The sequence below is a fragment of the Rhizobium sp. 2MFCol3.1 genome, assembly GCF_000377565.1.
In the GTDB taxonomy this organism is placed as follows: Bacteria; Pseudomonadota; Alphaproteobacteria; order Rhizobiales; family Rhizobiaceae; genus Rhizobium.
On the sequence record NZ_KB898373.1, the window covers coordinates 1 to 21,109 of the forward strand.

23 protein-coding genes and 1 riboswitch are annotated in these 21,109 nt (G+C 62.2%); of the genes, 10 read left to right on the forward strand and 13 right to left on the reverse strand.

The genetic code is table 11. The features are described from left to right. Window positions 1–175 precede the first annotated feature (175 nt). From D460_RS0127525 to D460_RS0127535, 3 genes are all read right to left on the reverse strand, one after another. Window positions 176–937 (reverse strand): amino acid ABC transporter ATP-binding protein, encoded by a 762-nt coding sequence (locus tag D460_RS0127525; protein ID WP_018901833.1) that lies wholly within the window; start codon window positions 935–937, stop codon window positions 176–178. Next, window positions 934–1,614 carry an amino acid ABC transporter permease gene (locus tag D460_RS0127530; protein ID WP_026283611.1) on the reverse strand — a complete coding sequence of 227 codons (681 nt, stop codon included), beginning with the start codon at window positions 1,612–1,614 and terminating at the stop codon, window positions 934–936. The genes D460_RS0127525 and D460_RS0127530 overlap by 4 nt, the downstream gene beginning before the upstream one ends. Before the next feature lie 182 nt (window positions 1,615–1,796). Continuing rightward, on the reverse strand, window positions 1,797–2,570 hold the full coding sequence (locus D460_RS0127535; protein WP_018901835.1) for an amino acid ABC transporter substrate-binding protein: 774 nt from the start codon (window positions 2,568–2,570) through the stop codon (window positions 1,797–1,799). Window positions 2,571–2,810: 240 nt separating this feature from the next. Here D460_RS0127535 and D460_RS0127540 point away from each other — a divergent pair, with 240 nt between their 5' ends. From D460_RS0127540 to ispG, 3 genes are all read left to right on the forward strand, one after another. Next, entirely contained in the window at window positions 2,811–3,593 is a 783-nt protein-coding gene (locus tag D460_RS0127540) for a DeoR/GlpR family DNA-binding transcription regulator (protein WP_018901836.1), read from the forward strand. 59 nt (window positions 3,594–3,652) lie between these two features. After that, window positions 3,653–4,846 (forward strand): MFS transporter, encoded by a 1,194-nt coding sequence (locus D460_RS0127545; RefSeq protein WP_018901837.1) that lies wholly within the window; start codon window positions 3,653–3,655, stop codon window positions 4,844–4,846. 97 nt (window positions 4,847–4,943) lie between these two features. Further along, entirely contained in the window at window positions 4,944–6,197 is a 1,254-nt protein-coding gene (ispG, locus tag D460_RS0127550; RefSeq protein WP_018901838.1) for a flavodoxin-dependent (E)-4-hydroxy-3-methylbut-2-enyl-diphosphate synthase, read from the forward strand. 27 nt (window positions 6,198–6,224) lie between these two features. Here ispG and D460_RS0127555 read toward each other — a convergent pair whose 3' ends face one another. Together D460_RS0127555 and D460_RS0127560 are read right to left on the reverse strand one after the other, a co-directional pair. Continuing rightward, window positions 6,225–6,863 carry a LysE family translocator gene (locus tag D460_RS0127555; protein WP_018901839.1) on the reverse strand — a complete coding sequence of 213 codons (639 nt, stop codon included), beginning with the start codon at window positions 6,861–6,863 and terminating at the stop codon, window positions 6,225–6,227. 152 nt (window positions 6,864–7,015) lie between these two features. Next, window positions 7,016–7,927, reverse strand: a complete 912-nt coding sequence (locus tag D460_RS0127560; protein ID WP_018901840.1) for a polyprenyl synthetase family protein — start codon at window positions 7,925–7,927, stop codon at window positions 7,016–7,018. A 135-nt stretch (window positions 7,928–8,062) separates the two neighbouring features. Here D460_RS0127560 and mtgA point away from each other — a divergent pair, with 135 nt between their 5' ends. The 4 genes from mtgA (at window position 8,063) to D460_RS0127580 (ending at window position 10,459) form a co-directional block, all read left to right on the forward strand. Beyond that, entirely contained in the window at window positions 8,063–8,809 is a 747-nt protein-coding gene (gene mtgA, locus D460_RS0127565) for a monofunctional biosynthetic peptidoglycan transglycosylase (RefSeq protein ID WP_018901841.1), read from the forward strand. 106 nt (window positions 8,810–8,915) lie between these two features. Then, window positions 8,916–9,563 carry a glutathione S-transferase family protein gene (locus D460_RS0127570; protein ID WP_018901842.1) on the forward strand — a complete coding sequence of 216 codons (648 nt, stop codon included), beginning with the start codon at window positions 8,916–8,918 and terminating at the stop codon, window positions 9,561–9,563. A 156-nt stretch (window positions 9,564–9,719) separates the two neighbouring features. Next, on the forward strand, window positions 9,720–9,905 hold the full coding sequence (gene rpmF / locus D460_RS0127575; protein WP_003543812.1) for a 50S ribosomal protein L32: 186 nt from the start codon (window positions 9,720–9,722) through the stop codon (window positions 9,903–9,905). 146 nt (window positions 9,906–10,051) lie between these two features. After that, the gene (locus tag D460_RS0127580) at window positions 10,052–10,459 is read left to right on the forward strand and encodes a hypothetical protein (RefSeq protein WP_018901843.1); all 408 of its coding nucleotides are present in this window, start codon (window positions 10,052–10,054) and stop codon (window positions 10,457–10,459) included. A gap of 59 nt (window positions 10,460–10,518) precedes the next feature. On the opposite strand, the gene phaR is transcribed toward D460_RS0127580, so the two are convergent. Continuing rightward, window positions 10,519–11,097, reverse strand: a complete 579-nt coding sequence (gene phaR, locus D460_RS0127585) for a polyhydroxyalkanoate synthesis repressor PhaR (RefSeq protein ID WP_018901844.1) — start codon at window positions 11,095–11,097, stop codon at window positions 10,519–10,521. A 236-nt stretch (window positions 11,098–11,333) separates the two neighbouring features. Between phaR and D460_RS0127590 the strand changes: the two genes are divergently transcribed. Next, a complete protein-coding gene (locus tag D460_RS0127590; RefSeq protein ID WP_018901845.1) occupies window positions 11,334–12,515 on the forward strand; it encodes an acetyl-CoA C-acetyltransferase in 1,182 nt (393 codons plus the stop codon). Between the two features lie 69 nt (window positions 12,516–12,584). Beyond that, window positions 12,585–13,310 (forward strand): beta-ketoacyl-ACP reductase, encoded by a 726-nt coding sequence (locus tag D460_RS0127595; RefSeq protein WP_018901846.1) that lies wholly within the window; start codon window positions 12,585–12,587, stop codon window positions 13,308–13,310. A 27-nt stretch (window positions 13,311–13,337) separates the two neighbouring features. Here the strand turns inward: D460_RS0127595 and D460_RS36200 are convergent, their stop codons facing one another. The 7 genes from D460_RS36200 to metA all read right to left on the reverse strand — a co-directional run bounded on the left by D460_RS36200 (window position 13,338) and on the right by metA (window position 19,011). Next, complete coding sequence (locus D460_RS36200; RefSeq protein WP_018901847.1) at window positions 13,338–13,490, reverse strand: hypothetical protein; 153 nt, start codon at window positions 13,488–13,490, stop codon at window positions 13,338–13,340. Between the two features lie 85 nt (window positions 13,491–13,575). Further along, window positions 13,576–13,722: a hypothetical protein gene (locus tag D460_RS36570; protein ID WP_018901848.1), complete on the reverse strand. Its 147-nt coding sequence runs from the start codon at window positions 13,720–13,722 to the stop codon at window positions 13,576–13,578. Window positions 13,723–13,861: 139 nt separating this feature from the next. Continuing rightward, window positions 13,862–15,013 carry an N-acetylglucosamine-6-phosphate deacetylase gene (gene nagA / locus D460_RS0127610; RefSeq protein ID WP_018901849.1) on the reverse strand — a complete coding sequence of 384 codons (1,152 nt, stop codon included), beginning with the start codon at window positions 15,011–15,013 and terminating at the stop codon, window positions 13,862–13,864. Next, complete coding sequence (locus D460_RS0127615; RefSeq protein ID WP_018901850.1) at window positions 15,013–16,044, reverse strand: SIS domain-containing protein; 1,032 nt, start codon at window positions 16,042–16,044, stop codon at window positions 15,013–15,015. Before D460_RS0127615 ends, nagA begins: the two co-directional genes overlap by 1 nt. After that, window positions 16,041–16,814 (reverse strand): GntR family transcriptional regulator, encoded by a 774-nt coding sequence (locus tag D460_RS0127620; RefSeq protein ID WP_018901851.1) that lies wholly within the window; start codon window positions 16,812–16,814, stop codon window positions 16,041–16,043. The genes D460_RS0127615 and D460_RS0127620 overlap by 4 nt, the downstream gene beginning before the upstream one ends. 113 nt (window positions 16,815–16,927) lie before the next feature. Further along, window positions 16,928–17,950: an aldose epimerase family protein gene (locus D460_RS0127625; protein WP_018901852.1), complete on the reverse strand. Its 1,023-nt coding sequence runs from the start codon at window positions 17,948–17,950 to the stop codon at window positions 16,928–16,930. Window positions 17,951–18,087: 137 nt separating this feature from the next. Beyond that, window positions 18,088–19,011 carry a homoserine O-succinyltransferase gene (gene metA, locus D460_RS0127630; RefSeq protein ID WP_018901853.1) on the reverse strand — a complete coding sequence of 308 codons (924 nt, stop codon included), beginning with the start codon at window positions 19,009–19,011 and terminating at the stop codon, window positions 18,088–18,090. A 34-nt stretch (window positions 19,012–19,045) separates the two neighbouring features. Further along, window positions 19,046–19,123: riboswitch (SAM riboswitch) on the reverse strand. A 151-nt stretch (window positions 19,124–19,274) separates the two neighbouring features. Between metA and D460_RS0127635 the strand changes: the two genes are divergently transcribed. Beyond that, on the forward strand, window positions 19,275–21,104 hold the full coding sequence (locus D460_RS0127635; protein ID WP_018901854.1) for an ABC transporter ATP-binding protein/permease: 1,830 nt from the start codon (window positions 19,275–19,277) through the stop codon (window positions 21,102–21,104). Window positions 21,105–21,109: the final 5 nt, after the last annotated feature.

Consider the following 21,109-nt stretch of genomic DNA (forward strand, 5'->3'; position numbering starts at 1 on the left):
AATCCGAAAAGTGTCAGGCATGTCTCCGAACATCTGTCAGGTATGTATCAAGGCTGTACAACGAGCCCGAGGATGACGTCGAGCGAGTTTTTGACTCGGCGTTTCAATGCGTTACGGCCGGCGTCATCCGTTTCGCCGTAATCCTGACTTTGCCCCGTGATCTCGTAAGCATCCCTCAAATATCGTAGGTATGCGCGGCGTTGATCGTCGAGATGAAGCGCTTGGTGCGTTCGCGTTCCGGGGCGGTGAAGATGTTCCGCGCGCTGCCGGTCTCGACCACGCTTCCCGCTTCGAGGAAGACAACATCGTTGGCGATTTTCGAGGCTAGCCTCAGGTCGTGGGTCGCCATGACCATGGTCGTGCCCTCGCTGGCGAGGCGGCCAAGGACGTCGACGACTTCGGCGGAGAGTTCCGGGTCGAGCGCGGATGTCGGCTCGTCGCAGAGGAGGACGCGGGGTGAGGGAGCCAGCGCGCGGGCGATCGCCACGCGCTGCTGCTGGCCGCCCGAGAGTGTCGAGGGCCAGGCGTCGGCCTTGTGGGCCATGCCGACCTTGGTCAGGAGTTCCATGGCGCGGTTGCGGGCCTTTTCCTTCGGCCATTTCAGCACGGTCACCAGGCTTTCCATGACGTTTTCGATCGCCGTCTGGTGCGGGAAGAGCTGGAAGTTCTGGAACACCATGCCGGTCTGCCGGCGGATCTTCTGGATCGCCTGCCAGCTGGTCTTCTGGCCGGGCTTGAAGGTCAGGGTTTCCTCGCCGAGGCGGATCGTGCCCGCCGTCGGGATCTCCAAGAGGTTGATGCAGCGCAGAAGCGTGCTCTTGCCGCCGCCCGAGGGGCCGACGAGTGCTGTAACGCTGCCTTCGGGAATGCGGATGCTGATGTCCTTCAGGATGACGGCGTCGCCGAAGCGCTTTTCGATGTTATCAAGCTCGATCATGCGTTTGCCTCCAGCATGCCGCCATAGCGGGCGAAGCGGCGTTCCAGCCTGACCTGCAGGGCCGAGAGAACGGAACTCAGCGCGAGATAGATGAGGGCCGCCTCGATGTAGAGGATCAGCGGTTCATAGGTGGTGGCGACGATGCGCTGGGCGGCCTGGAAGAGTTCCGGCACGGTGATGGCGGCTGCGAGCGACGTATCCTTGACCAGCGAAATGAAGGTGTTCGACAGCGGCGGCACGGCGACGCGGCCGGCCTGCGGCAGGATGGTGCGGCTCATCGCCTGGCGCCAGCTCATGCCGATCGAGTAGGCGGCCTCCCACTGGCCCTTGGGGACCGAGGAGATGACGGCGCGGATGATCTCGGAGCTGTAGGCGCCGATGTTGAGCGTGAAGCCGATCAGGGCTGCCGGGAAGGCGTCGAGCAGGATGCCGATGCTGGGCAGGCCGTAGAAGATCACGAAGAGCTGCACCAGAAGCGGCGTTCCGCGGATCACCCAGACGTAGAAGCGGGCGATCGCCACGAAGGGGGCGGCGCCGAAGAGCCGGGCAATGGCGGTCGCAAGGCCGAGCACGAGCCCGAAGGTGAAGGACAGCAATGTCAGCGGAATGGTGAAGACCAGCCCGGCCCACAACAGGGGCACAAGCGAATCCGCCATCAATTGAAGCCAGTGCGGCACGAGCGTTCCCTTTCGCGGGGGTTATCGGTTCGACGTGGAATACCCCTCCGCAACCCCTTCCCACAAGGGGGAGGGGTGAAGAGGCGGCACCGTGCGTGCAAAGTTAGTCTGAAAGCGCCCAATAAAAAGCCCCTCCGCCTTGCGGGGAGGGGTTGGGAGGAGATCTGCGCTGTCGATCAGACTTACTTCGAGACGTCCTGGCCGAAATACTTGTCGGAGATCGTCTTGTAGGTGCCGTCGGCCTTGATATCGACGAGCGCCTTGTTGATGGCCTCAAGCAGTTCCGGTTCGCCCTTGCGGATGATGATGCCGGAGTGGTCGGCATTTTCTTCCTGTGCGGCGATCTTTACCGGAGCGTCGGGCTTGTGCTTCTTGAAGTCGAGGAAGGACAGGCTGTCGTTGATGGTGGCGTCGGCGCGCTTGGTCAGAACCAGCTGGATCGACTGGTCGAAGCCATCGGTACCCACGAGCTCGGCGCCGGACTGTTCGGCGAGCTTGCCGAAGTTGCTGGTCAGCGACTGGGCCGACTTCTTGCCCTTGAGATCGGCGAAGGTCTTGATGCTGTCGTCGCCGTCGCGAACGATGAGGACGGCCTTGGAGGCGATGTAGGGCTCGGAGAAGTTATACTTCTGCTTGCGCGCATCGGTGATGCCGACCTGGTTGATGACGGTGTCGTAGCGCTTGGCGTCGATGCCGGCGATCAGGCCGTCCCACTTGCCTTCGACGAACTCGGCCTTGACGCCGAGCTTGGCGGCGACGGCTTCGCCGATCTCGACGTCGAAGCCGACAAGCTTGCCGCTGGCATCATGGAAGGTGAACGGGGCGTAGGTGCCTTCGGTGCCGATCTTCAGCACGCCTGCCTGCTTGATGGCGGCGAGGTTTTCGCCGGCCAGTGCCGGCATCAGGGCGGCGGCCTGGATCAGGGCTGCGGTGGCGAGGGTCTTCAGGAGGTTCATGTGTCTGTCCAATTCACCAGTGTGTTCGATGGCTGGAAAATCGCAGAAAAGCCGATGTTGCGATGCGTCAAAAACTGCGAATAAAATCGGCAACTGCGAATATTTTTCTCATTTATCACGGTTTTGGTGTTCAGTGTTTCACAATGTGAAGAGATGATTTGTTCGCTGCTGCTTGTCTGCACGTTTGTATCGGTTTATGCATGATTCAATCGATTTGAGATTTGTCAGGCTAAATCCGGCATGAACACGAACGAACTTCTGCTGCAGGAGCGCAAGAGCGTAATTTCGCGCAAGCTGCAAACGCATGGGCGCGTGCTGGCCGCCGAGCTCGCGGCGGAATTCGGCGTGTCCGAGGATACGGTTCGCCGCGACCTGCGCGAGATGGCGGCAGCAGGGCTCTGCGAGCGGGTCTATGGCGGCGCGCTGCCGGTTTCGCCTGCCGGCGGCAGCCTCAATCACCGCGCCGGTATTGCGCGCGACCGCAAGCAGGCGCTGGCAGCGGCCGCCGTTTCGCAGATCGCAACCGATATGACCGTGTTCTTCGATGCGGGCAGCACGAACCTGGCGATCGCCATGGCGCTGCCGATGGATCTGCCGCTGACGGCGGTGACCAACGCGCCGTCGATCGCCGCGGCGCTGATCGACAAGCCGCTCGTCAACGTCATCCTGATCGGCGGACTGATCGACCGGCAGGTGGGCGGCGCGCTGGGGGCAAAGGCGATGCGCGACATGGAGCCACTGTCGCCGGATCTCTGCATTCTTGGCGCCTGCGGCGTCGATATCGCGGCAGGTGTCACCGTCTTCGGTTTCGAAGACGCGGAGTTCAAGCGCTTCGTCGCAACCAAAAGCCGGCAGGTGCTCGTCGCCGTCACTTCCGACAAGTTCGGCACGGCCGCGCCACATGGCGTGCTCTCGGCCGCCGATTGCGGCTGTCTCGTGGTCGAGCGCGACGCCGATCCTCAGATGCTTGCGCGCTACCGCGATCTTGGATGCAAGACGCTGGTTGCCGGCGAAACCGAATAGATATCGTTCAATGATGCGCCGGACGAGGAGTGCCGGCGCCAGTGCATATGGGAAGAGACATGGATAATCACGTCAACACAGCGCTTCCGGTGAGAAGCGGCTACGTCACCAAGAACAGGACAGCGGTGTCGCTGCTGTTCCTGATCAACGGTTTCACCGTCGGTTCCTGGGCGCCGAAGATTCCGGAATTCGCAGAGCGGCTGGAGCTCAGCAAGTTTCATCTCGGGCTGATGATCCTGGTGCTTGGGATCGGCTCGCTGACGCTGATGCCGATCGCCGGCGCGCAGATCGCGCGGCATGGATCGCGGGTCGTATCGCTGGCCATGGCTGTCTGCCTGCTGCCCGGCCTGCTGGCGTTGACGCTGGCGCCCAATATCGTGACGGCGGCGATCGCGATCTTTCTGTTCGGCGGCTTCATGGGGGCCATGGACGTTGCCATGAATGCCAATGCGGTTGCCGTCGAGCAATCGATGCGGCGGGCGATCATGTCGTCCTGTCATGCCTTCTGGAGCCTCGGCGGCTTGATCGGCGCCGGCCTTGGTGGACTTTTGATCGCGCATTTCGGCGTGTTCGCGCATGCCGTCGTCGCCACGGCTCTCGCGGCCATTACGCTTGCGATTGCCTGGAACATGATCCTTGCCGACCAGCCGCATCCCGATACGAAGAAAGAGAAGACACGCCTGCCGATGGTGCCGCTGCCCTGGCTGCTCGGTCTCGTCGCGCTGTTTTCGATGATGCCTGAGGGGGCGGTGCTCGATTGGGGCGCGCTTTATCTCCGCGAGGAACTTGGTGCTTCGGTTGCGCTCTCGGGCTTCGGTTTCGCGGCCTTCTCGCTGACGATGGCGGCGATGCGTTTTGCCGGCGACCTCGTTCGTGATCGCCTGGGCGGCGTCATGACGCTCAGGATCTGCACCCTGTTCGCCATCGCGGGCATGCTTCTCGCAGGTTTCGCGCCGAATGCGGAGATCGCCATCCTCGGCTTTGCCTTCTGCGGTATCGGCATCTCCAACATGGTGCCAATCGCTTTCTCGGCAGCGGGCAATATTCCGCATCTGAAGGCAGGCATCGGTATCTCCGTTGTTACCACCATGGGCTATTCCGGCATGCTGGTGGCACCGTCGGCGATCGGCTTCGTGGCCGAGCATGTCGGCTTCTCCGTGGTGTTCATGGCGCTGCCGGTGCTGCTCCTCGTCGTGCTGGCGCTTTCCAGTCTGGCGCGCTACGCCGACGGCATTTCCGGTGGCGGTCACTAAGAGACGTCAAACAAAGTGATGGATGCCGCGGGTTGACAAGCGGGCGGTCATGATCCACCTGAAAGGCACGAAATTTAAGGGTTCAAGAGCTCTATCCATGTCTTCAGCTACGGATTTTGATCCGAAACCGCGCCGCGCATCCGTTGCCGTCGATGTCGGCGGCGTCATCGTCGGAGGCGGCGCGCCCGTCGTCGTGCAGTCGATGACCAATACGGATACGGCCGATATCGACGCCACGGTCGCCCAGGTGGCCGCGCTCTACAAGGCCGGCTCCGAGCTCGTCCGTATCACCGTCGATCGCGATGAAAGTGCCGCCGCCGTGCCGCGCATCCGCGACCGGCTGCTGCGTCTCGGCATGGACGTGCCGCTGGTTGGCGACTTCCATTATATCGGCCACAAGCTGCTGGCCGATCATCCTGATTGCGCCGAGGCGCTGGCGAAGTACCGGATCAATCCTGGAAATGTCGGCTTCAAGGACAAGAAAGACAAGCAGTTCGGCGACATCATCGAGATGGCGATCCGCTACGACAAGCCCGTGCGTATCGGCGTCAACTGGGGGTCGCTCGACCAGGAACTGCTGACCGCGCTGATGGACCAGAACTGGGCGGCGGGTTCGCCGCTTTCGGCGCGTCAGGTCACCCGCGAGGCGATCGTGCAGTCGGCACTGATCTCGGCCAATCTTGCCGAAGAGATCGGCTTGCCGCGCAACCGCATCATCCTGTCGGCCAAGGTCAGCCAGGTGCAGGACCTGATCGCCGTCTATTCCATGCTGTCTGAACGTTCCGACCACGCACTGCATCTCGGCCTCACCGAAGCAGGTATGGGCACCAAGGGCATCGTCGCCTCCTCGGCTGCCATGGGCTATGTGCTGCAGCACGGGATCGGCGACACGATCCGCGTGTCGCTGACGCCGGAGCCGAATGGCGACCGCACGCGCGAAGTGCAGGTGGCACAGGAAATCCTGCAGGTCATGGGCTTCCGCCAGTTTATTCCTGTCGTCGCGGCTTGTCCCGGCTGCGGCCGTACGACGTCGACGGTCTTCCAGGAGTTGGCGCAGAACATCCAGAACGACCTGCGCAAGAACATGCCTGTGTGGCGCGACAAGTATCCGGGTGTCGAGGCGCTCAACGTCGCGGTCATGGGCTGCATCGTCAATGGTCCGGGCGAGAGCAAGCATGCCGATATCGGTATTTCGCTACCCGGAACCGGCGAAAGCCCGTCGGCGCCCGTCTATATCGACGGGCAGAAGGCGATGACGCTACGCGGACCGAATATCGCGTCGGATTTCGAGGCGTTGGTCGCCGATTACATCGAAAAGCGTTTCGGCCAGAACAGGACGGCGGCGGAGTAATCCGCGCCGTCGCTTTCCTTACCCAAATCAGATGCGGCTGGTGAGCAGCTTCAGCCCTGCGAAGCAGTAGAAGGCTGCCATCGCGCCTTCGATCCAGCGACGCAGGCTTGAATAGATCTTCAGCGCCTGCGGTGTCGAGAAGAGCACGGCATAGCCCATGAAAACGATAAAGCCCGTCGTCAGGCAGATGCCGACGATCAGGCCTGCAACGGATGCCGGCGCGCCCTGCGGCATGCCGAGCGCGATGATCGCCAGCCACGCGAAGATCGCCTTCGGATTGGTGACGTGAATGCCGTAGCCGCGCAGGAGCAGCGCGCGCGTCGACATGTTCTTCGGCGTCGTGGCCTGCTGGATATCGGGGTTGGCGCGCACGGCCTTGAAGGCCTTATAGGCAAGGTAGAGCAGATAAAGGCCACCGAATATCTTCAGGATTTCGAGCGCCACCGCATAGGTATTGAGGATCGTGGCAAGCCCGAGTGCCGCCGCACAGGCCCAGGTGAAGGAGCCGGCGAAAATGCCGAGCGAGATCGTCATGCCGGCCTTGCGGCCATGCACCATGGATGTCGAGACGATCGCCATGATGGCCGGGCCGGGGCTGATGACGGCGACGATATAGGCGATATAGGCAGGCAGGATCTGCGGAAGGTAGCTGAGGGTCTCGTGCATGGCGCTTCTCTTGGAAACGGCCGCGCATCGTTGCGGCCTTGCGCCAAGTTTTAGGCGCGCCACGTGTCGCTCGGCAAGAGAGCGGAGCCCGAGGGAGCGCCGGAATCTTGTCTCGGTGACGCTTTTTCAGCAGTTGCTGATGCTTGTCCGCCTCAGCTCTTGCGCTCGGCGATGAAGCGGGCGGCTTCGACGAGAGCCGTGGCGCGCTCGCCATAGGGGGCCAGCAAGGCCTCGGCTTCCTTCACATGGGCGGAGAGTGTCGCCTCGGCCCAGGCCATGCCGTGCAGGCCCACCAGTGTGCCCTTGCCGCGGCCGGCGTCCTTGCCGGTTGCCTTGCCCATGGTAGCGCTGTCGGCAGTCAGGTCGAGGATGTCGTCGGCCAGCTGGAAAGCGAGGCCGATGCGTTCGCCGAACCGGCGCAATGTCGCGCGGTCTTCAGCCGGGCGGCCGGCCACGATGGCGCCCGCCTCGCAGGCGAAGCGGATGAGCGCGCCCGTCTTCATCGCCTGCAGCATGATGATGCCCTGTTCGTCCGGCGCGTGCTTTTCGGCGGCCAGATCGAGCGCCTGTCCGCCGGCCATGCCGCCGAGACCGGAGGCCCGCGACAGCGCCAGGATCAGCGCGACCTTGCGCGACTCGTCGAGGTCAGGCGTCGAGGCGATGATGTCGAAGGCATAGGTGAGCAGGCTGTCGCCGGCGAGAATGGCGGTCGCCTCGTCATAGGCGATGTGCACCGTCGGCTTGCCGCGGCGCAGGTCGTCGTCGTCCATCGCGGGAAGGTCGTCATGGACGAGCGAGTAACAGTGAACGCATTCGAGCGCCGCGCCGATCCGCAAGGCGGTGTCGCGATTGCCGCCGAGCATCGTTGCCGTCTCGACAACCAGGAACGGGCGCAGCCGCTTGCCGCCGTTCAGCACCGCGTAGTGCATGGCCGAGCGCAAGTTTTCCGGGCGGGCGATCTCGTCGTTCAGAACCTGCTGCGAGAGCAGCGCGTCGAGCACGCCTTCGATCTCACGGGCGTTGGCTGAGAGCCGGCTTTCGAATGTCTTCAGATGCGCGTTCATGCGGCGTTGTTTGGCACGGGCGGGCTTGGGCTTGCAACGGAATTGTCGACAGAGCGACCAAGATTTCCTTTGTGTCTGGCCATGCCAGTTTGCAGGCGGTATGGAGAAGAGGGGAACGAGACTGGGTCAGGGGAATTGGACATCACGCCGGAGACAGACGACAGCATGGCCATGCCGATCCATCGGCGCGCCCTCGTTTGGCTAAAGGGTCGTTCGCTTATGATGCGTATTGTTCTGGCGATCGCCGCGCTGCTTGTTCTGCCCTATGTGCTGATCTTCCTTTATGTGCTGCCCTTCATCCATCCGGTCTCGACCTTGATGCTGCGCGATCTGGTGCTTTTGCGCGGCTATGACCGGCAATGGGTGTCGATCGACCAGATCTCGCCGGTTCTAGTGCAATCGGTGATGATGTCGGAAGACGGGCAGTTCTGTTTCCATGGCGGCGTCGATTGGGGCGAAATGCGGATGCTGGTGACCGACACGCTGCGCGGTGAAGCAACGCGCGGCGGCAGCACCATTCCAATGCAGACGGCGAAGAACCTGTTCCTGTGGAACAGCCGCTCCTTCGTGCGCAAGGCGATGGAGTTGCCGCTGGCGGTGACCGCCGATTTCGTCTGGTCGAAGCGGCGGCTGATGGAGATCTATCTCAACATCGCCGAATGGGGGCCGGGTATCTACGGCATCGAGGCGGCGGCGCGCTATCATTTCAAGGTGCCGGCGTCGAAGCTCACCAGCCGGCAGGCGGCCCTGCTTGCCGTCTCGCTGCCCAACCCGATCGACCGCAATGCCGGCAAACCTGGCCGCGGCCTGCGCAGTCTTGCCGGCGTCATCGAGCGCCGGGCGCGCAGTTCCGGCGAATACATCAGATGCATTTATGACTGACATCAGAAGATGTCGCTGGTGAGCCCAGATGTCATCTGGCATGCGTGATCGCACGTATGAAGGATGGTGTGCGGCTCGGCCGCGCTTGCTTGCAAGGGAGAGATCTTTGGACCGGCTGACGCTCTATATCGGCAACAAGAACTATTCCTCGTGGTCGTTTCGTCCGTGGATCGCGCTGACGGCGGCCGGCATCCCGTTCGACGAGGTTCTGGTTCCCTTCGACAACGCGGCCGGCAATCCGCACTTCCGGGCGTTTTCGCCGACCGGGCAGGTGCCGGTGCTGCAGCATGGTGCCACCCGCGTGTGGCAGTCGCTCGCCATCATCGAATATGTTGCCGAGCTTTTTCCCGAAGCCGGACTGTGGCCGAAGGCGCGCGAAAAGCGGGCCGTGGCGCGCGCGGTGTCGATGGAGATGCTTTCGGGCTTCAGGGCGCTGCGCAACGCCTGTCCGATGAACATGCGCCGCCCGAAGGGGCGGATCGCGCTCGCCGACGGTGTCATGGCCGATGTGGCGCGCATCGAGACGATCTGGCGGGATCTGCGCGCCCATTCCGGCGGTCCCTTCCTGTTTGGTGAGTTCTCCGGCGCCGATGCGATGTTCGCGCCTGTCGTCAATCGCTTCGAGATCTACGATCTGGTGGCGTCGGGCGACACGTTGAGCTATATGGCGGCGATGAAGGCCCTTCCGGCCTGGAAGGCCTGGGAGGACGCGGCGCGCGCGGAGCCCTGGATCGTCGAGGAAGACGAGGTCTGATGAGAGATTCAAGTGAATCTCAAAAAATAAAGCTGGGGACTGGTCAAGCCCCTCCAAGGCATGTATAAGCGCGCAAAATTTCCGAAATCGCGATATGTCGTTTCGGCCGCCAGTCTGGCCGTTGGATGTGTTCGCCTGTGAAGTGGAGTAAGAAAAATGGCTGTACCTAAGAGAAAAACAAGCCCGTCCAAGCGCGGTATGCGCCGCTCTGCTGACGCGCTGAAGGCCCCGACCTACGTTGAAGACAAGAACTCCGGCGAACTGCGTCGCCCGCACCATATCGATCTGAAGACCGGTATGTACCGCGGCCGTCAGGTTCTGACGCCGAAGGAAAGCGCATAATTTCATTATGCGTTCTGCTTCAGCAGAATTCGCAAGGCCGGCCGTGTGCCGGCCTTTTGCGTTTTGGCAATAATATATCGCATGATCACTTGAAGTGACGCGGTGATTTACGGCACTATTCTTCCACCGAGGGAGAATACCGCCACATGTTCACTGCAATTCCGCTGATGGTCGTGCCTTTCATTCTCTATAATCTTGCGATGGTCGGGTTCATGGGCAGCGGCGGACTTCCCGCGCTTCACAATGACCTCATCGTACTGTCGATGATCTCAGGGGCGATCTGGAGCATGTCGCTCGGCGACCTGTTCATCGTCGTGGCGCTCGTCGTCCTGTTCTTCGAGATCTTGCGCGCAACCCGCAACGCGCGCGGCAGCCTGGCCAACCACATGCTGTCCATGCTTGTCTTCATCGCGTTTCTGGTGGAGTTCCTGCTCGTTTCCGATGCGGCGACGCAGGTGTTCTTCATTCTTCTGACGATCGCGCTGATCGATGTCGTCGGCGGCTTCGCGGTATCGATCCGCAGCGCCGGGCGGGATGTCTCTATCGGGCTTTGAGTTTAGGCATCTCCCCGAGCTCTCGGCTTGAGGAGATGCGAAGCGATCGGGGTCTGGTATCAGAGACTGTCGAGCTTGCTCTGAAGCGCGCGCAGCTGTTCCTTCAGTTCGTCGATATCCTTGGCTTCGGCCTTACGGCTTTCCTTGGCGGCAGTCGCCGGCGCCTTGAAGGGCGAGAACATCTGCATGGCCTGCTGGAACATCTCGGTGTTGCGGCGCACCTGGTCCTCGACCATCTGCATGGGCAGCTGCAGGTTCTTGGTCAGCGGCGTCTCGCCGAAGGCACGCGTCACCTGCTCGCGCATCTGCGTCTGCTGCTCGGTAAAGGCGCGCATGGAGTGTTCCAGGAAGCTCGGAACCACCATCTGCATCTGGTCGCCATAGTAGGTGATCAGCTGGCGCAGGAAGGAAATGGGTAGCAGCGTGTTGCCGGTCTTCGATTCCTGCTCGAAGATGATCTGCGTCAACACGGAATGCGTGATGTCGTCGCCGCTCTTGGCGTCCTGTACGGTGAAGTCCTCTCCCTTCTTCACCATCTCCGCCAGGTCTTCCAGCGTCACGTATGTGCTGGTGCCGGTGTTATACAGTCGGCGATTGGCGTATTTCTTGATTGCTACCTGGCCCTCATTCTTCGCCATATGAATCTCCCAAAGCCCGTCTTATTGTCATTGAAATTCCTCCACTTGGGAGTGTAGACGCAAAATCGGGCCGGTGACAATCTCTTTGTGCGATGCGGCAAGCCCCTTTTAGTGCAACACAATTCACGCAGCGTAAGTTCTTTCGAAAATTCGCATGTGCTGTCTTGTCGTTTGACTTGGCGATGAAGCTTTGTCAGTTTCAACCTATATGTGGTGGAGCAAACGAGGAGACCTTCATGTCCAGTCCGTCTATCGTCATCGCCAGCGCCGGCCGTACGGCTGTCGGCTCTTTCAACGGCGCTTTCGCCACCGTCGCCGCCCATGAACTGGGTGCCGCGGCCGTCAAGGGCGCGCTCGATAGGGCAGGCGTCGATGCCTCCGAAGTCGACGAAGTGATCCTCGGGCAGGTGCTGCCGGCGGGCGAGGGGCAGAACCCGGCGCGCCAGGCGGCGATGAAAGCCGGCGTTCCCAAGGAAGCGACCGCCTGGGGCCTCAACCAGCTTTGCGGTTCCGGCCTGCGCGCGGTCGCACTCGGTATGCAGCAGATCGCGCTCGGCGATGCGAAGATTATCGTCGCCGGCGGCCAGGAATCCATGTCGATGGCGCCGCATGCAGCACACCTGCGCAGCGGTACCAAGATGGGCGACATGAAGATGGTCGACACCATGATCAAGGACGGCCTCACCGACGCCTTCTACGGCTACCACATGGGCGTGACCGCCGAAAACATCGCCCGCCAGTGGCAGCTGACGCGTGAGGAGCAGGACATGTTCGCCGTCGCCTCGCAGAACAAGGCCGAGGCCGCGCAGAAGGCCGGACGTTTCGCCGACGAGATCATTCCCTTCGTCATTCAGACCCGCAAGGGCGACGTCACCGTGGATGCGGACGAATATATCCGCCACGGCGCCACCATGGAGGCGATGGCGAAGCTTCGCCCGGCGTTCGACAAGGAAGGCACGGTCACGGCCGCCAACGCTTCGGGTCTCAACGATGGCGCGGCCGCTGCCGTGCTGATGACCGAACAGGAAGCATCGCGTCGCGGCATCCAGCCGCTGGCGCGCATCGTCTCCTGGGCCACCGCCGGCGTCGATCCGCAGATCATGGGCACCGGGCCGATCCCGGCTTCGCGCAAGGCGCTGGAGAAGGCCGGCTGGTCGATCAACGATCTCGACCTCGTCGAGGCCAACGAGGCCTTCGCCGCGCAAGCTTGCGCGGTCAACAAGGACCTCGGTTGGAACCCCGAGATCGTCAACGTCAATGGCGGGGCGATTGCCATCGGCCATCCGATCGGTGCGTCCGGCGCGCGCGTGCTCAACACGCTTCTGTTCGAAATGAAGCGCCGCGGCGCCAAGAAGGGACTTGCGACATTGTGCATCGGCGGCGGAATGGGCGTCGCCATGTGCTTCGAAGCATTCTAATAGCCTGCTTTACATCATGTCTTGGTTGAGCTCCGGTCATAGCGGAGCCTTACATTTGGGGAGCGGAACATGAGCAGAGTCGCTGTTGTCACCGGCGGTACGCGCGGTATTGGCGCCGCCATTTCACTGGCCTTGAAGAGTGCAGGCTATCGGGTTGCGGCCAACTATGCGGGCAATGACGAGGCCGCGCAGGCTTTTCACGCGGAGACCGGCATTCCAGTCTTCAAGTGGGACGTGTCGAGCTACGAGGCCTGTTCCGAAGGTCTGGCGCGGATCGAGGCCGAGGTCGGCTCGATCGAGGTGCTGGTCAACAATGCCGGCATCACGCGCGACGCGATGTTCCACAAGATGACGCCGCAGCAATGGCACGAGGTGATCAACACCAACCTCACCGGCCTCTTCAACATGACGCATCAGGTCTGGGCCGGCATGCGCGAGCGCAGCTTCGGCCGTATCGTCAACATCTCGTCGATCAATGGTCAGAAGGGCCAGATGGGGCAGGCGAACTATTCGGCGGCGAAGGCCGGCGATCTCGGCTTCACCAAGGCGCTTGCCCAGGAAGGCGCGGCGAAGAACATCACGGTCAACGCCATCTGCCCCGGCTATATCGGCACGGAGATGGTGCTGGCGATCCCGGAGAAGGTGCTCAACGAGCGCATCATTCCGCAGATCCCGGTCGGACGTCTCGGCACGCCCGACGAGATCGCGCGCTGCGTGGTGTTTCTGGCTTCGGATGATGCCGGCTTTATCACCGGCTCGACGCTCAGCGCCAATGGCGGGCAGTTGTTCGTCTAAAGCGCATCGCGCTCTAGCGATGCATGCTTAGCGGATCGAGGCGGTATGTTCGGTATCGCTGACGGTCGTCTGGTGCGACGGCTTATGCGGGGTCTTGCTCGTGTCGTATGGGTTGAGCGAGGCCGCATAAGTGGCGAGCGCAATCGTCAAGATTGCCGCAGCGCCGATGATCTTCGTCATTGTCTTTCCCTCCCAAGCCGGTCGAGGCATTCCTGATCCCGACCGGTGTCGATATTGGGGCGAATTCGAGGAATTATTCGGTCATTCAACCGTTGGGATGGTGCCGGTCGCGGACCTTCACAGGCACGCGGACGCGCACCTGGTTTTCAGTGCGGAGCGCCATTGCAGCCGTTGCCAGAAATGCCGCCGCGATCAGGATGGCGGTTGCCGAATTCAGGATGATCTGGGCCATGATTTTGTCCTCTCACAGGGGTGGCGCATCTGATGCGCCGCCGTTTCGTGGGAGGAATATGAGCCTGCCCGCCGTTAACGGATAGACCAGGCTTTACCGACCGATTGTCAACGCATAATTGACAATCGGCATTTCGCGGTCACGCAGGCTCGCCGCTGATCCAGGTCTGGTTGATCTTGATGCCGTCGCTCATATGCACGAGATCGGCGCGCAGGCCGGGCGCGAGGCGACCACGGTCATCGAGCTTCAGGAAGCGGGCCGGATAAAGCGTGGCCATGCGCAACGCTTCCGCGAGCGAGAGGTCGAGATAGGTGAGGCCATAGCGGATCGCCGAGGCCATATCCACGTCGGAGCCGGCGAGCGTGCCGTCGGAGAGAACCAGCCTCGAGCAGAAGGCGCCCGTCTCGCGCCGCACCGTGCGGCCGTTCAGCGTGAAGCTGTTCTCTGCGGAACCTACCAGCGACATGGCGTCGGTGACGAAGAACAGCTTGCCCTCGCCACGCTTGGCTCTCAGCGCCGTGCGCAGTGCCTTGGGATCGACGTGGTGGCCATCGGCGATGATGCCGCACCAGACGGACGGATGATCGATTGCCGCGCCCACCAGCCCGGGCGTGCGATGGCCAAGCTGGCTCATGGCATTGAACAGATGCGTCACGCCACGGGCGCCGGCGTCGAAGCGCGACTCGGCGGCCTCGCTCGTGCAATCGGAGTGACCGATGCTGACGGTGACGCCGGCTTCGCTCAGTTCGCGCACCTGTCGTGCCGTGACCTGCTCGGCTGCCATCGTGACCAGAAGCGTGCCGATCGCCTCGGCGGCGGCGGAAAGCGCCTTGACGTCGCGATCCTCAACCGGGCGCATCAGTTCGGCCAGATGCGCGCCCTTCCGGGCAGGGGCAAGATGTGGACCTTCGAGGTGAAGGCCAGCCACGCCGCGGTTCGCCTTGACCGCTTCTTTCGCGGCGTCGATCGCGGCGGCCGTCGCCTCGCCGGTATCGGTGATCAGCGTCGGCAGCAGCGATGTCGTGCCATAGGGGCGATGTCCCTCGGCGATGCGGTACATGGAGGCGGGCGATGGTTCGTCGTTGAGCATCCGGCCGGCGCCGCCATTCACCTGGGCGTCGATGAAGCCGGGCGCGAGGATGCCGCCGTCGAGCGTGATCGTCTCGCCATCAGGAAGGTCGTTCAGGCCGGCGATCGTCTCGATGCGGCCGTCGGCGACGACAAGCGTCTTGTCGTCGTGAAAGCGCTCGCCGTCGAACATGCGGGCGCCGGTGAAGATCTTGCGCGACATCAGACGGTCTCCGTCACCTTCAAGAGGTTCGCCGGCTTGTCGGGGTCGAAGCCCTTGCGGCGGGTGACCGCCTCGATCATGCGGTAGTAGACCAGCAGCGAAACCAGCGGGTCCAGTAGGCCGTTGCCTGTCGTGGGGACGCGCAGGTTGATGCCGGGGAGTTCCTTGGTCGAGAAGGGTACCGTGGTGGCGCCGAGCTTGCTCAGGCGCTCCAGCGCCTTGACGTTGTTGGCATAGGCGGCGTCATCGGGCGTGAAGGCAAGGATCGGGAAACCCGGCTGCACGAGGCGCATCGGGCCGTGCATGAGCTCGGCAAGCGAGAACGCTTCGGCATGCAGGCCGGCGGTCTCCTTGGCCTTCAACGCTGCCTCGAGAGCGATGGCGAAGGCCGGGCCGCGGCCGCCGGTGTATAGCGAGGTGGCGTTGAAGAGCACGTCTTCGGCGGCAGCTGTGTCGATGCCCGATGTGGCGCTTAGCGCTTCGGGAAGCTTTTCAAGCGCTGCCTGCAGGTCGCCACTGGCGCCGATTGCCGCCGTGACGCCCGACAGGGCCGCGACCGAGGCGATAAAGGACTTGGTTGCCGCGACGCTCTTTTCGGCGCCGGCGTTGAGGTCGAGCACGAGATCGGCCTGCTTCGCGAGCGGGCTGTCGGTGACGTTGACGACGGCGATGGTGGTCGCGCCGCCGCGCTTGGCCGCTTCCTGAAGCGCCACGATATCGGGGCTCGCGCCCGACTGCGATACGGTGAAGTGAATGCCGCCCTTGAGGCGCAGTGGCGTGCCATAGACCGACGCGATCGATGGGCCGACCGAGGCCACCGGAATGCCGCAGGTGATCTCGAAGAGATATTTGAAGAAGGTGGCGGCATGGTCGGACGAGCCGCGCGCGGCGGTGGTGACGACGCTTGGCGCGTTCTTGGAAAAGAGCTTGGCGATCTCGTCGAAAACAGGCTTTTCCTTGCGCAGCAACGTGGCGACCACCTCGGGGGACTGGCCGGCTTCCTGCAACATCAGCGACTGGGTTTCACTCATAGCTCGTCTCCAATTCTCAATTCTGCAACAAAATCATATGCATCGCCACGATAGTGGGAGCGGGTGTATTCAACGACGCGCTGGTCTTCCAGGCGCGATACGCGTTCGATCAGAAGGGCCGGCGCACCGGCCGCGACGTCGAGCGCTGCCGCCGAGGTCGCGTCGAGCGTGACGGCAGAGAGTTTCTGCAGCGCGCGCACCGGGCGGTGGCCGCTGGCCGTCAGCGCGTCGTAGAGCGAGCCTTCGCCGCCGGCGGTGTCATCGAGAAACTTCACGGGAACCACGGAGCGATCGATCGCCAGCGGCAGCCCGTCGGCAAGGCGCAGGCGATCGAGGCGCAACACACGCTCGTCGACGCCGAGCCCCAGCAGGAAGGCCTCCTCCGGCGAGGGCTTGTTGATGGTGCGCGACAGGATCCTTGCCGCCGGCACGCGGCCGCGCGAGCGCATGTCTTCCGAGAAGGACGAAAGCCGCCAGAGCGACTGCTCCATGCGCTCCACCTTGGCCGAGACGAAGGTGCCGCTGCCATGGCGCGATTCCAGCGTGCCTGAATTCAGGAGATCGCGATAGGCGGTGCGCACCGTGACGCGACCGATCTTCAGGGATTCGGCCAGATCGCGCTCGCTCGGCAGTGCTGCCCCTGGCTTCAGCAGGCCCTCATTGATCAGGCCGGTCAGTGTCTGTGCCAGACGGCGATAGAGAGGCCCGCTGCGCGCTGTGTCGCGCAGTCCGCGTGCCTCGATCTCGGCTATCAGACTGGTTCTATCCATGAGATTAAAATAGAACCTCTTTGGAACCAATTGCAAGCGCTAACTTGTATGAAAAAACCCTCGCAGAGGTCTGCGAGGGTTTGATGACATCAGGAGCGGTCGGCTTGCTGCCGTCAGTTCTTCGAGAAAATGTAGTCCGTTTCCTGGCGCAGGACTTCGCCGGGGCGCAGAACCGCGTTGGGGAAGCCCTCGTGGTTGATGGCGTCGGGCCAAATCTGCGTTTCCAGGCAGAAGCCGGCGAAGGGGCCGTATTTGCGGCCGCCGATACCAGGCACCGGTACATCGAGCTTGAAGGCGGCGTAGAACTGGACGCCGGGCTCGGTCGTTCGCACTTCCATCGAGACGCCGGAATAGAGGCTGCGCGCCAGCACCACGGAGCGCTTGGCGACACGTTCGGACGAGAGGCAGAAATTGTGGTCGTAGAGCGCCTGGGTGTCGCCTTCGAAGCGCTTCAGCGAGGCCATTTCGCGGAAGTCGAACACCGTGCCTTGCACTGGGCGGATCTCGCCGGTCGGGATCTGGCGCTCGTCGGTCGGAAGATAGCTGTCGGCCGCGATCATGATGTCGTGGCCAAGCGTGTCATCGCGGCCGTCGAGATTGAAATAGGCGTGCTGGCAGACATTGGCGATGGTCGGCTGGTCGCTGGTCGTCTCGTAGACGACCGAGAGTTCGCCGTCGCCATGCACGCGGTAGGTGACGAGGATGGTGCAATTGCCGGGATAGCCGCCGCGGCCATCGGCATCGACGATCTTCAGGACGACGCGGTCGCTGTCATGCTCGACGATCGTCCAGTTGCGCAGCGCGATGTTCTCGAAGCCGCCATGCAGGTGGCTGACGCCGTTTTCGTTGAGGTCGAGCTGATAATTCTTGCCATCGATCGTGAACTTGCCGCCGCCGATGCGGTTGGCGTTGCGGCCGGGCGTCGCGCCGAAATAGGCGGAATGGGCGGGATAGCTGTCGAAATCATCGAAGCCGAGGGTGAGCGGCGCGTCATGGCCTTCGAGCCTGAGATCCTGGATGACGGCGCCCCAGGTGATCACCTTGGCAGTCAGGCCGCCGCCCGAGATCTCGACGCGATGGACGGTTTCGCCCGTCTTCGTCGTTCCAAAAACGTCCCGCTTCAATCCATCCGCCATCCTGTTTCCTCCCCGGTTCGCGTCCGCAATTTCGGGCCAGAACCTGCTCTCAATTGAATGAAATCGCAACCGCCGCGATATAAAAAACAAACGCCGCCGGTCAGGTCCGGCGGCGTATCAAGCAAAGCGAAAAGGTCTCAGCCGTCCTCGCCAATATCTTCCAGATTGTAAGGCGTCGTCTGGTAGATTTCGTTGATCCAGTTACCGAACAGCAGATGCGCATGGCTGCGCCAGCGGTTCTGCGGCGGAATCGACGGGTCGTTGTGCGGGAAATAGTTGTGCGGCATCTTGATCGGAACGCCGGCATTCACGTCGCGGAAATACTCGTCGCCGAGCGATGTCGAATCATATTCGACGTGGTTGAAGATATAGAGCCGGTTGCCCTTCTTCTCGTGCACGAGGCACACGCCCATCTCGCTCGATTCCATCAGGATTTCCAGCGTGTCGGATTTTTCGATATCGGCGCGGCGCACTTCCGTCCAGCGCGAGACCGGAACCTCGAAATTGTCGGAGAAACCGTTGAGATAGACGGAAGACGGCTTGAGGTTCTTGTGGCGATAGACGCCAAAGGCCTTTTCCGTCAGCGCGTGCTTGGGAATATCGTGGAAATGGTAGATCGCGGCCATTGCGCCCCAGCAAACATTCATCGCGGAGTGCACGTTGGTGCGCGTCCAGTCGAAAATCTGCTGCATTTCATCCCAATAAGTAACGTCTTCGTATGGAAGCGTTTCGATCGGCGCGCCTGTGATGATGAAGCCGTCGAACTTCCGGTGTTTGATCTCCTCCCAGGTCTGGTAGAAAGAGAAGAGATGATCTTCCGAGGTGTTCTTCGCCTTGTGGTTCCCGACGCGAACAAGCGACAGCTCGACCTGCAGCGGCGAGGCGCCGATCAGGCGCGCCATCTGGATCTCGGTCTTGATCTTGTTCGGCATGAGGTTCAGAAGCCCGATCTGCAGGGGGCGAATGTCCTGACGGATCGCGGCCGTCTCGGTCATTACGCGCACACCTTCCTGAACCAGGGTTTCAAAGGCGGGCAGGGTATCGGGGATCTTGATCGGCATAGCGGTCACTCGATGAGAAAACGAAAATATCGCTATCGGTCCGCACGCGGCCCTTTAGCAACTTCTTTAACGTGGCTGCAAGCCGGCCGGCCAAATCACCACGGAGCGCTCTAAATAGACCCAGTCAGGCCGCGAATCAATGACCGATACGTGGCGTCGCTTATTTGCCGAGGTAACTCGCGCATTACCTGATGCTAGAAACTGTTGCTGGACAGGCTGACTCACGGTGCTATTCAGGGGCTACATACGCGTAAGGAAGCATGATGGCAGAGGACGTCAAAAGCAGACCGAGCATCCAGGGGCAGGACCGGGTAGGATATGATCTCAGCCTGATCTTCCGCCTCAAGGTGATGTTTTCGGCATTCTGGCACTCCAGGGTGCGCGCGCCGGTGCTCATTCTCTCGACGGCGCTGATCGGGATCATTCTGGCGACAGCCTATGCCACCGTCATCCTCAACCAGTGGAACGCGCCATTCTATGACGCCATCTCGCGCCGCGACCTGCCGGGGTTCTTCCACCAGCTGAAGATCTTCGCGCTGATCGCCGGCATGTTGCTTTTGCTCAACGTGGTGCAGGCCTGGCTGAACCAGATGACGGCGCTTTACATGCGCGAGGGGCTGACGCGCGATCTCGTCGACCAGTGGCTGCAGCGCAAGCGGGCGCTCAGGCTCGCCTCCAGCGGGCTGATCGGCGTCAATCCGGACCAGCGCCTGCATGAGGATGCGCGCAATCTGGCGGAAAGCACCACCGGGCTCGTCATCGGTCTGGTGCAATCGACGATCCTGTTGGTGAGCTTCATCGGCGTTCTCTGGGAACTGTCGAGCGGGTTCGTCTTCCGTTTCGGCGAATACGCCTTTTCCATTCCGGGCTATATGGTCTGGGCGGCGATCTTCTATGCCGCGTCCGCCTCGGTGCTCAGCCAGCTCGTCGGGCGCAAGCTCGTCAAGCTCAATGCCGACCGTTTCTCCAAGGAAGCCGAGCTGCGTTTCGCGCTGATGCATGCCAACGAGAACATTCCGGCGATCACGGCTGCGCGTGGCGAGGAGAACGAGCGGGGGCGGATCAACACCGATATCAGCGCCGTTCTCGCCGTCATCAAGAAGCTGGCTATGGCCAACGTCAACCTGACCTGGGTGTCGGCTGGTTACGGCTGGCTCGTCGTCGTCATTCCGATCATCGTGGCCGCACCCGCCTATTTCTCCGGTGGCCTCACCTTCGGTCAGCTGATGATGTCGGTCGGCGCCTTCAACCAGGTCAATACGGCGCTGCGCTGGTACGTGTCGAACTTCGGCCCGATCGCCGAATGGCGCGCGACATTGATGCGCGTCACCGATTTCCGCCAGGCTCTCACCACTATGGGCGACGATGTCGATCTCAAGGAAACGATCGCCTACGAGCGCAGCGCGCCGGGCACGTTGACGCTCGAGGACGTGACCATCGCCACCAAGATGGACGAGGAGATCGACCAGTGCGGCGGCTTCCGGCTGCATGAGGGCAGCGTCACCATCAAGGCCGGCGAGAAGGTAATGATCAACGGCGATCACAACGTCAATCGCAAGCTGCTGTTCCTGGCGATGTCGGAGCTGTGGCCCTGCGGCAGCGGCAAGATCGGCCTGCCGCCCACCGACGACATGCTGTTCGTGCCGCAATCGGCCTATATTCCCGGCGGTACCTTGCGCGAAGCGCTGGCGTTTCCTGCGGCCGCCGACACCTACAAGAACGACGATGTGGTGGCGGCGCTCGAAAAGGCGGGGCTGCACAATCTCGTTGCCCGTCTGGATACGCGCGCACGCTGGGACAAGCTGCTCGATGCCGACGAACAGCGGGCTATCGGCTTCGCGCGCCTCTTGCTGGTGCGGCCGCAATGGATGGTCTTCGACGAAGTGCTCGAGGGCATGGAGCCCGAATGGCAGTCGACGATGATGAAGGTGCTTGAGGCGATGCCGGATGCGACGATGATCTATATCGGCCGCTCCGACGCCTATATCGAGGCCTTCCATCCGCGCGTGCTGCATCTCGAAGCGCTTGCCGCCAAGCCCGATGAGAGCAAGATCGCCGATAAGGCGCCGAACACGCCGGCGCCTGCGCTCTGATCGCT

What these genes read in the sequence shown, in the direction of transcription:
- D460_RS0127595 (WP_018901846.1), top strand. Translation starts at nt 12,585, where the DNA reads ATGAGCAGAGTCGCTGTTGTCACCGGCGGTACGCGCGGTATTGGCGCC.
- D460_RS0127560 (WP_018901840.1), bottom strand. Translation starts at nt 7,927, where the DNA reads ATGAACGCGCATCTGAAGACATTCGAAAGCCGGCTCTCAGCCAACGCC.
- D460_RS36570 (WP_018901848.1), bottom strand. Translation starts at nt 13,722, where the DNA reads ATGGCCCAGATCATCCTGAATTCGGCAACCGCCATCCTGATCGCGGCG.
- ispG (WP_018901838.1), top strand. Translation starts at nt 4,944, where the DNA reads ATGTCTTCAGCTACGGATTTTGATCCGAAACCGCGCCGCGCATCCGTT.
- D460_RS0127555 (WP_018901839.1), bottom strand. Translation starts at nt 6,863, where the DNA reads ATGCACGAGACCCTCAGCTACCTTCCGCAGATCCTGCCTGCCTATATC.
- rpmF (WP_003543812.1), top strand. Translation starts at nt 9,720, where the DNA reads ATGGCTGTACCTAAGAGAAAAACAAGCCCGTCCAAGCGCGGTATGCGC.
- D460_RS36200 (WP_018901847.1), bottom strand. Translation starts at nt 13,490, where the DNA reads ATGACGAAGATCATCGGCGCTGCGGCAATCTTGACGATTGCGCTCGCC.
- metA (WP_018901853.1), bottom strand. Translation starts at nt 19,011, where the DNA reads ATGCCGATCAAGATCCCCGATACCCTGCCCGCCTTTGAAACCCTGGTT.
- nagA (WP_018901849.1), bottom strand. Translation starts at nt 15,013, where the DNA reads ATGTCGCGCAAGATCTTCACCGGCGCCCGCATGTTCGACGGCGAGCGC.
- D460_RS0127625 (WP_018901852.1), bottom strand. Translation starts at nt 17,950, where the DNA reads ATGGCGGATGGATTGAAGCGGGACGTTTTTGGAACGACGAAGACGGGC.
- D460_RS0127635 (WP_018901854.1), top strand. Translation starts at nt 19,275, where the DNA reads ATGGCAGAGGACGTCAAAAGCAGACCGAGCATCCAGGGGCAGGACCGG.
- D460_RS0127590 (WP_018901845.1), top strand. Translation starts at nt 11,334, where the DNA reads ATGTCCAGTCCGTCTATCGTCATCGCCAGCGCCGGCCGTACGGCTGTC.
- D460_RS0127620 (WP_018901851.1), bottom strand. Translation starts at nt 16,814, where the DNA reads ATGGATAGAACCAGTCTGATAGCCGAGATCGAGGCACGCGGACTGCGC.
- D460_RS0127540 (WP_018901836.1), top strand. Translation starts at nt 2,811, where the DNA reads ATGAACACGAACGAACTTCTGCTGCAGGAGCGCAAGAGCGTAATTTCG.
- phaR (WP_018901844.1), bottom strand. Translation starts at nt 11,097, where the DNA reads ATGGCGAAGAATGAGGGCCAGGTAGCAATCAAGAAATACGCCAATCGC.
- D460_RS0127545 (WP_018901837.1), top strand. Translation starts at nt 3,653, where the DNA reads ATGGATAATCACGTCAACACAGCGCTTCCGGTGAGAAGCGGCTACGTC.
- D460_RS0127615 (WP_018901850.1), bottom strand. Translation starts at nt 16,044, where the DNA reads ATGAGTGAAACCCAGTCGCTGATGTTGCAGGAAGCCGGCCAGTCCCCC.
- D460_RS0127580 (WP_018901843.1), top strand. Translation starts at nt 10,052, where the DNA reads ATGTTCACTGCAATTCCGCTGATGGTCGTGCCTTTCATTCTCTATAAT.
- D460_RS0127535 (WP_018901835.1), bottom strand. Translation starts at nt 2,570, where the DNA reads ATGAACCTCCTGAAGACCCTCGCCACCGCAGCCCTGATCCAGGCCGCC.
- D460_RS0127525 (WP_018901833.1), bottom strand. Translation starts at nt 937, where the DNA reads ATGATCGAGCTTGATAACATCGAAAAGCGCTTCGGCGACGCCGTCATC.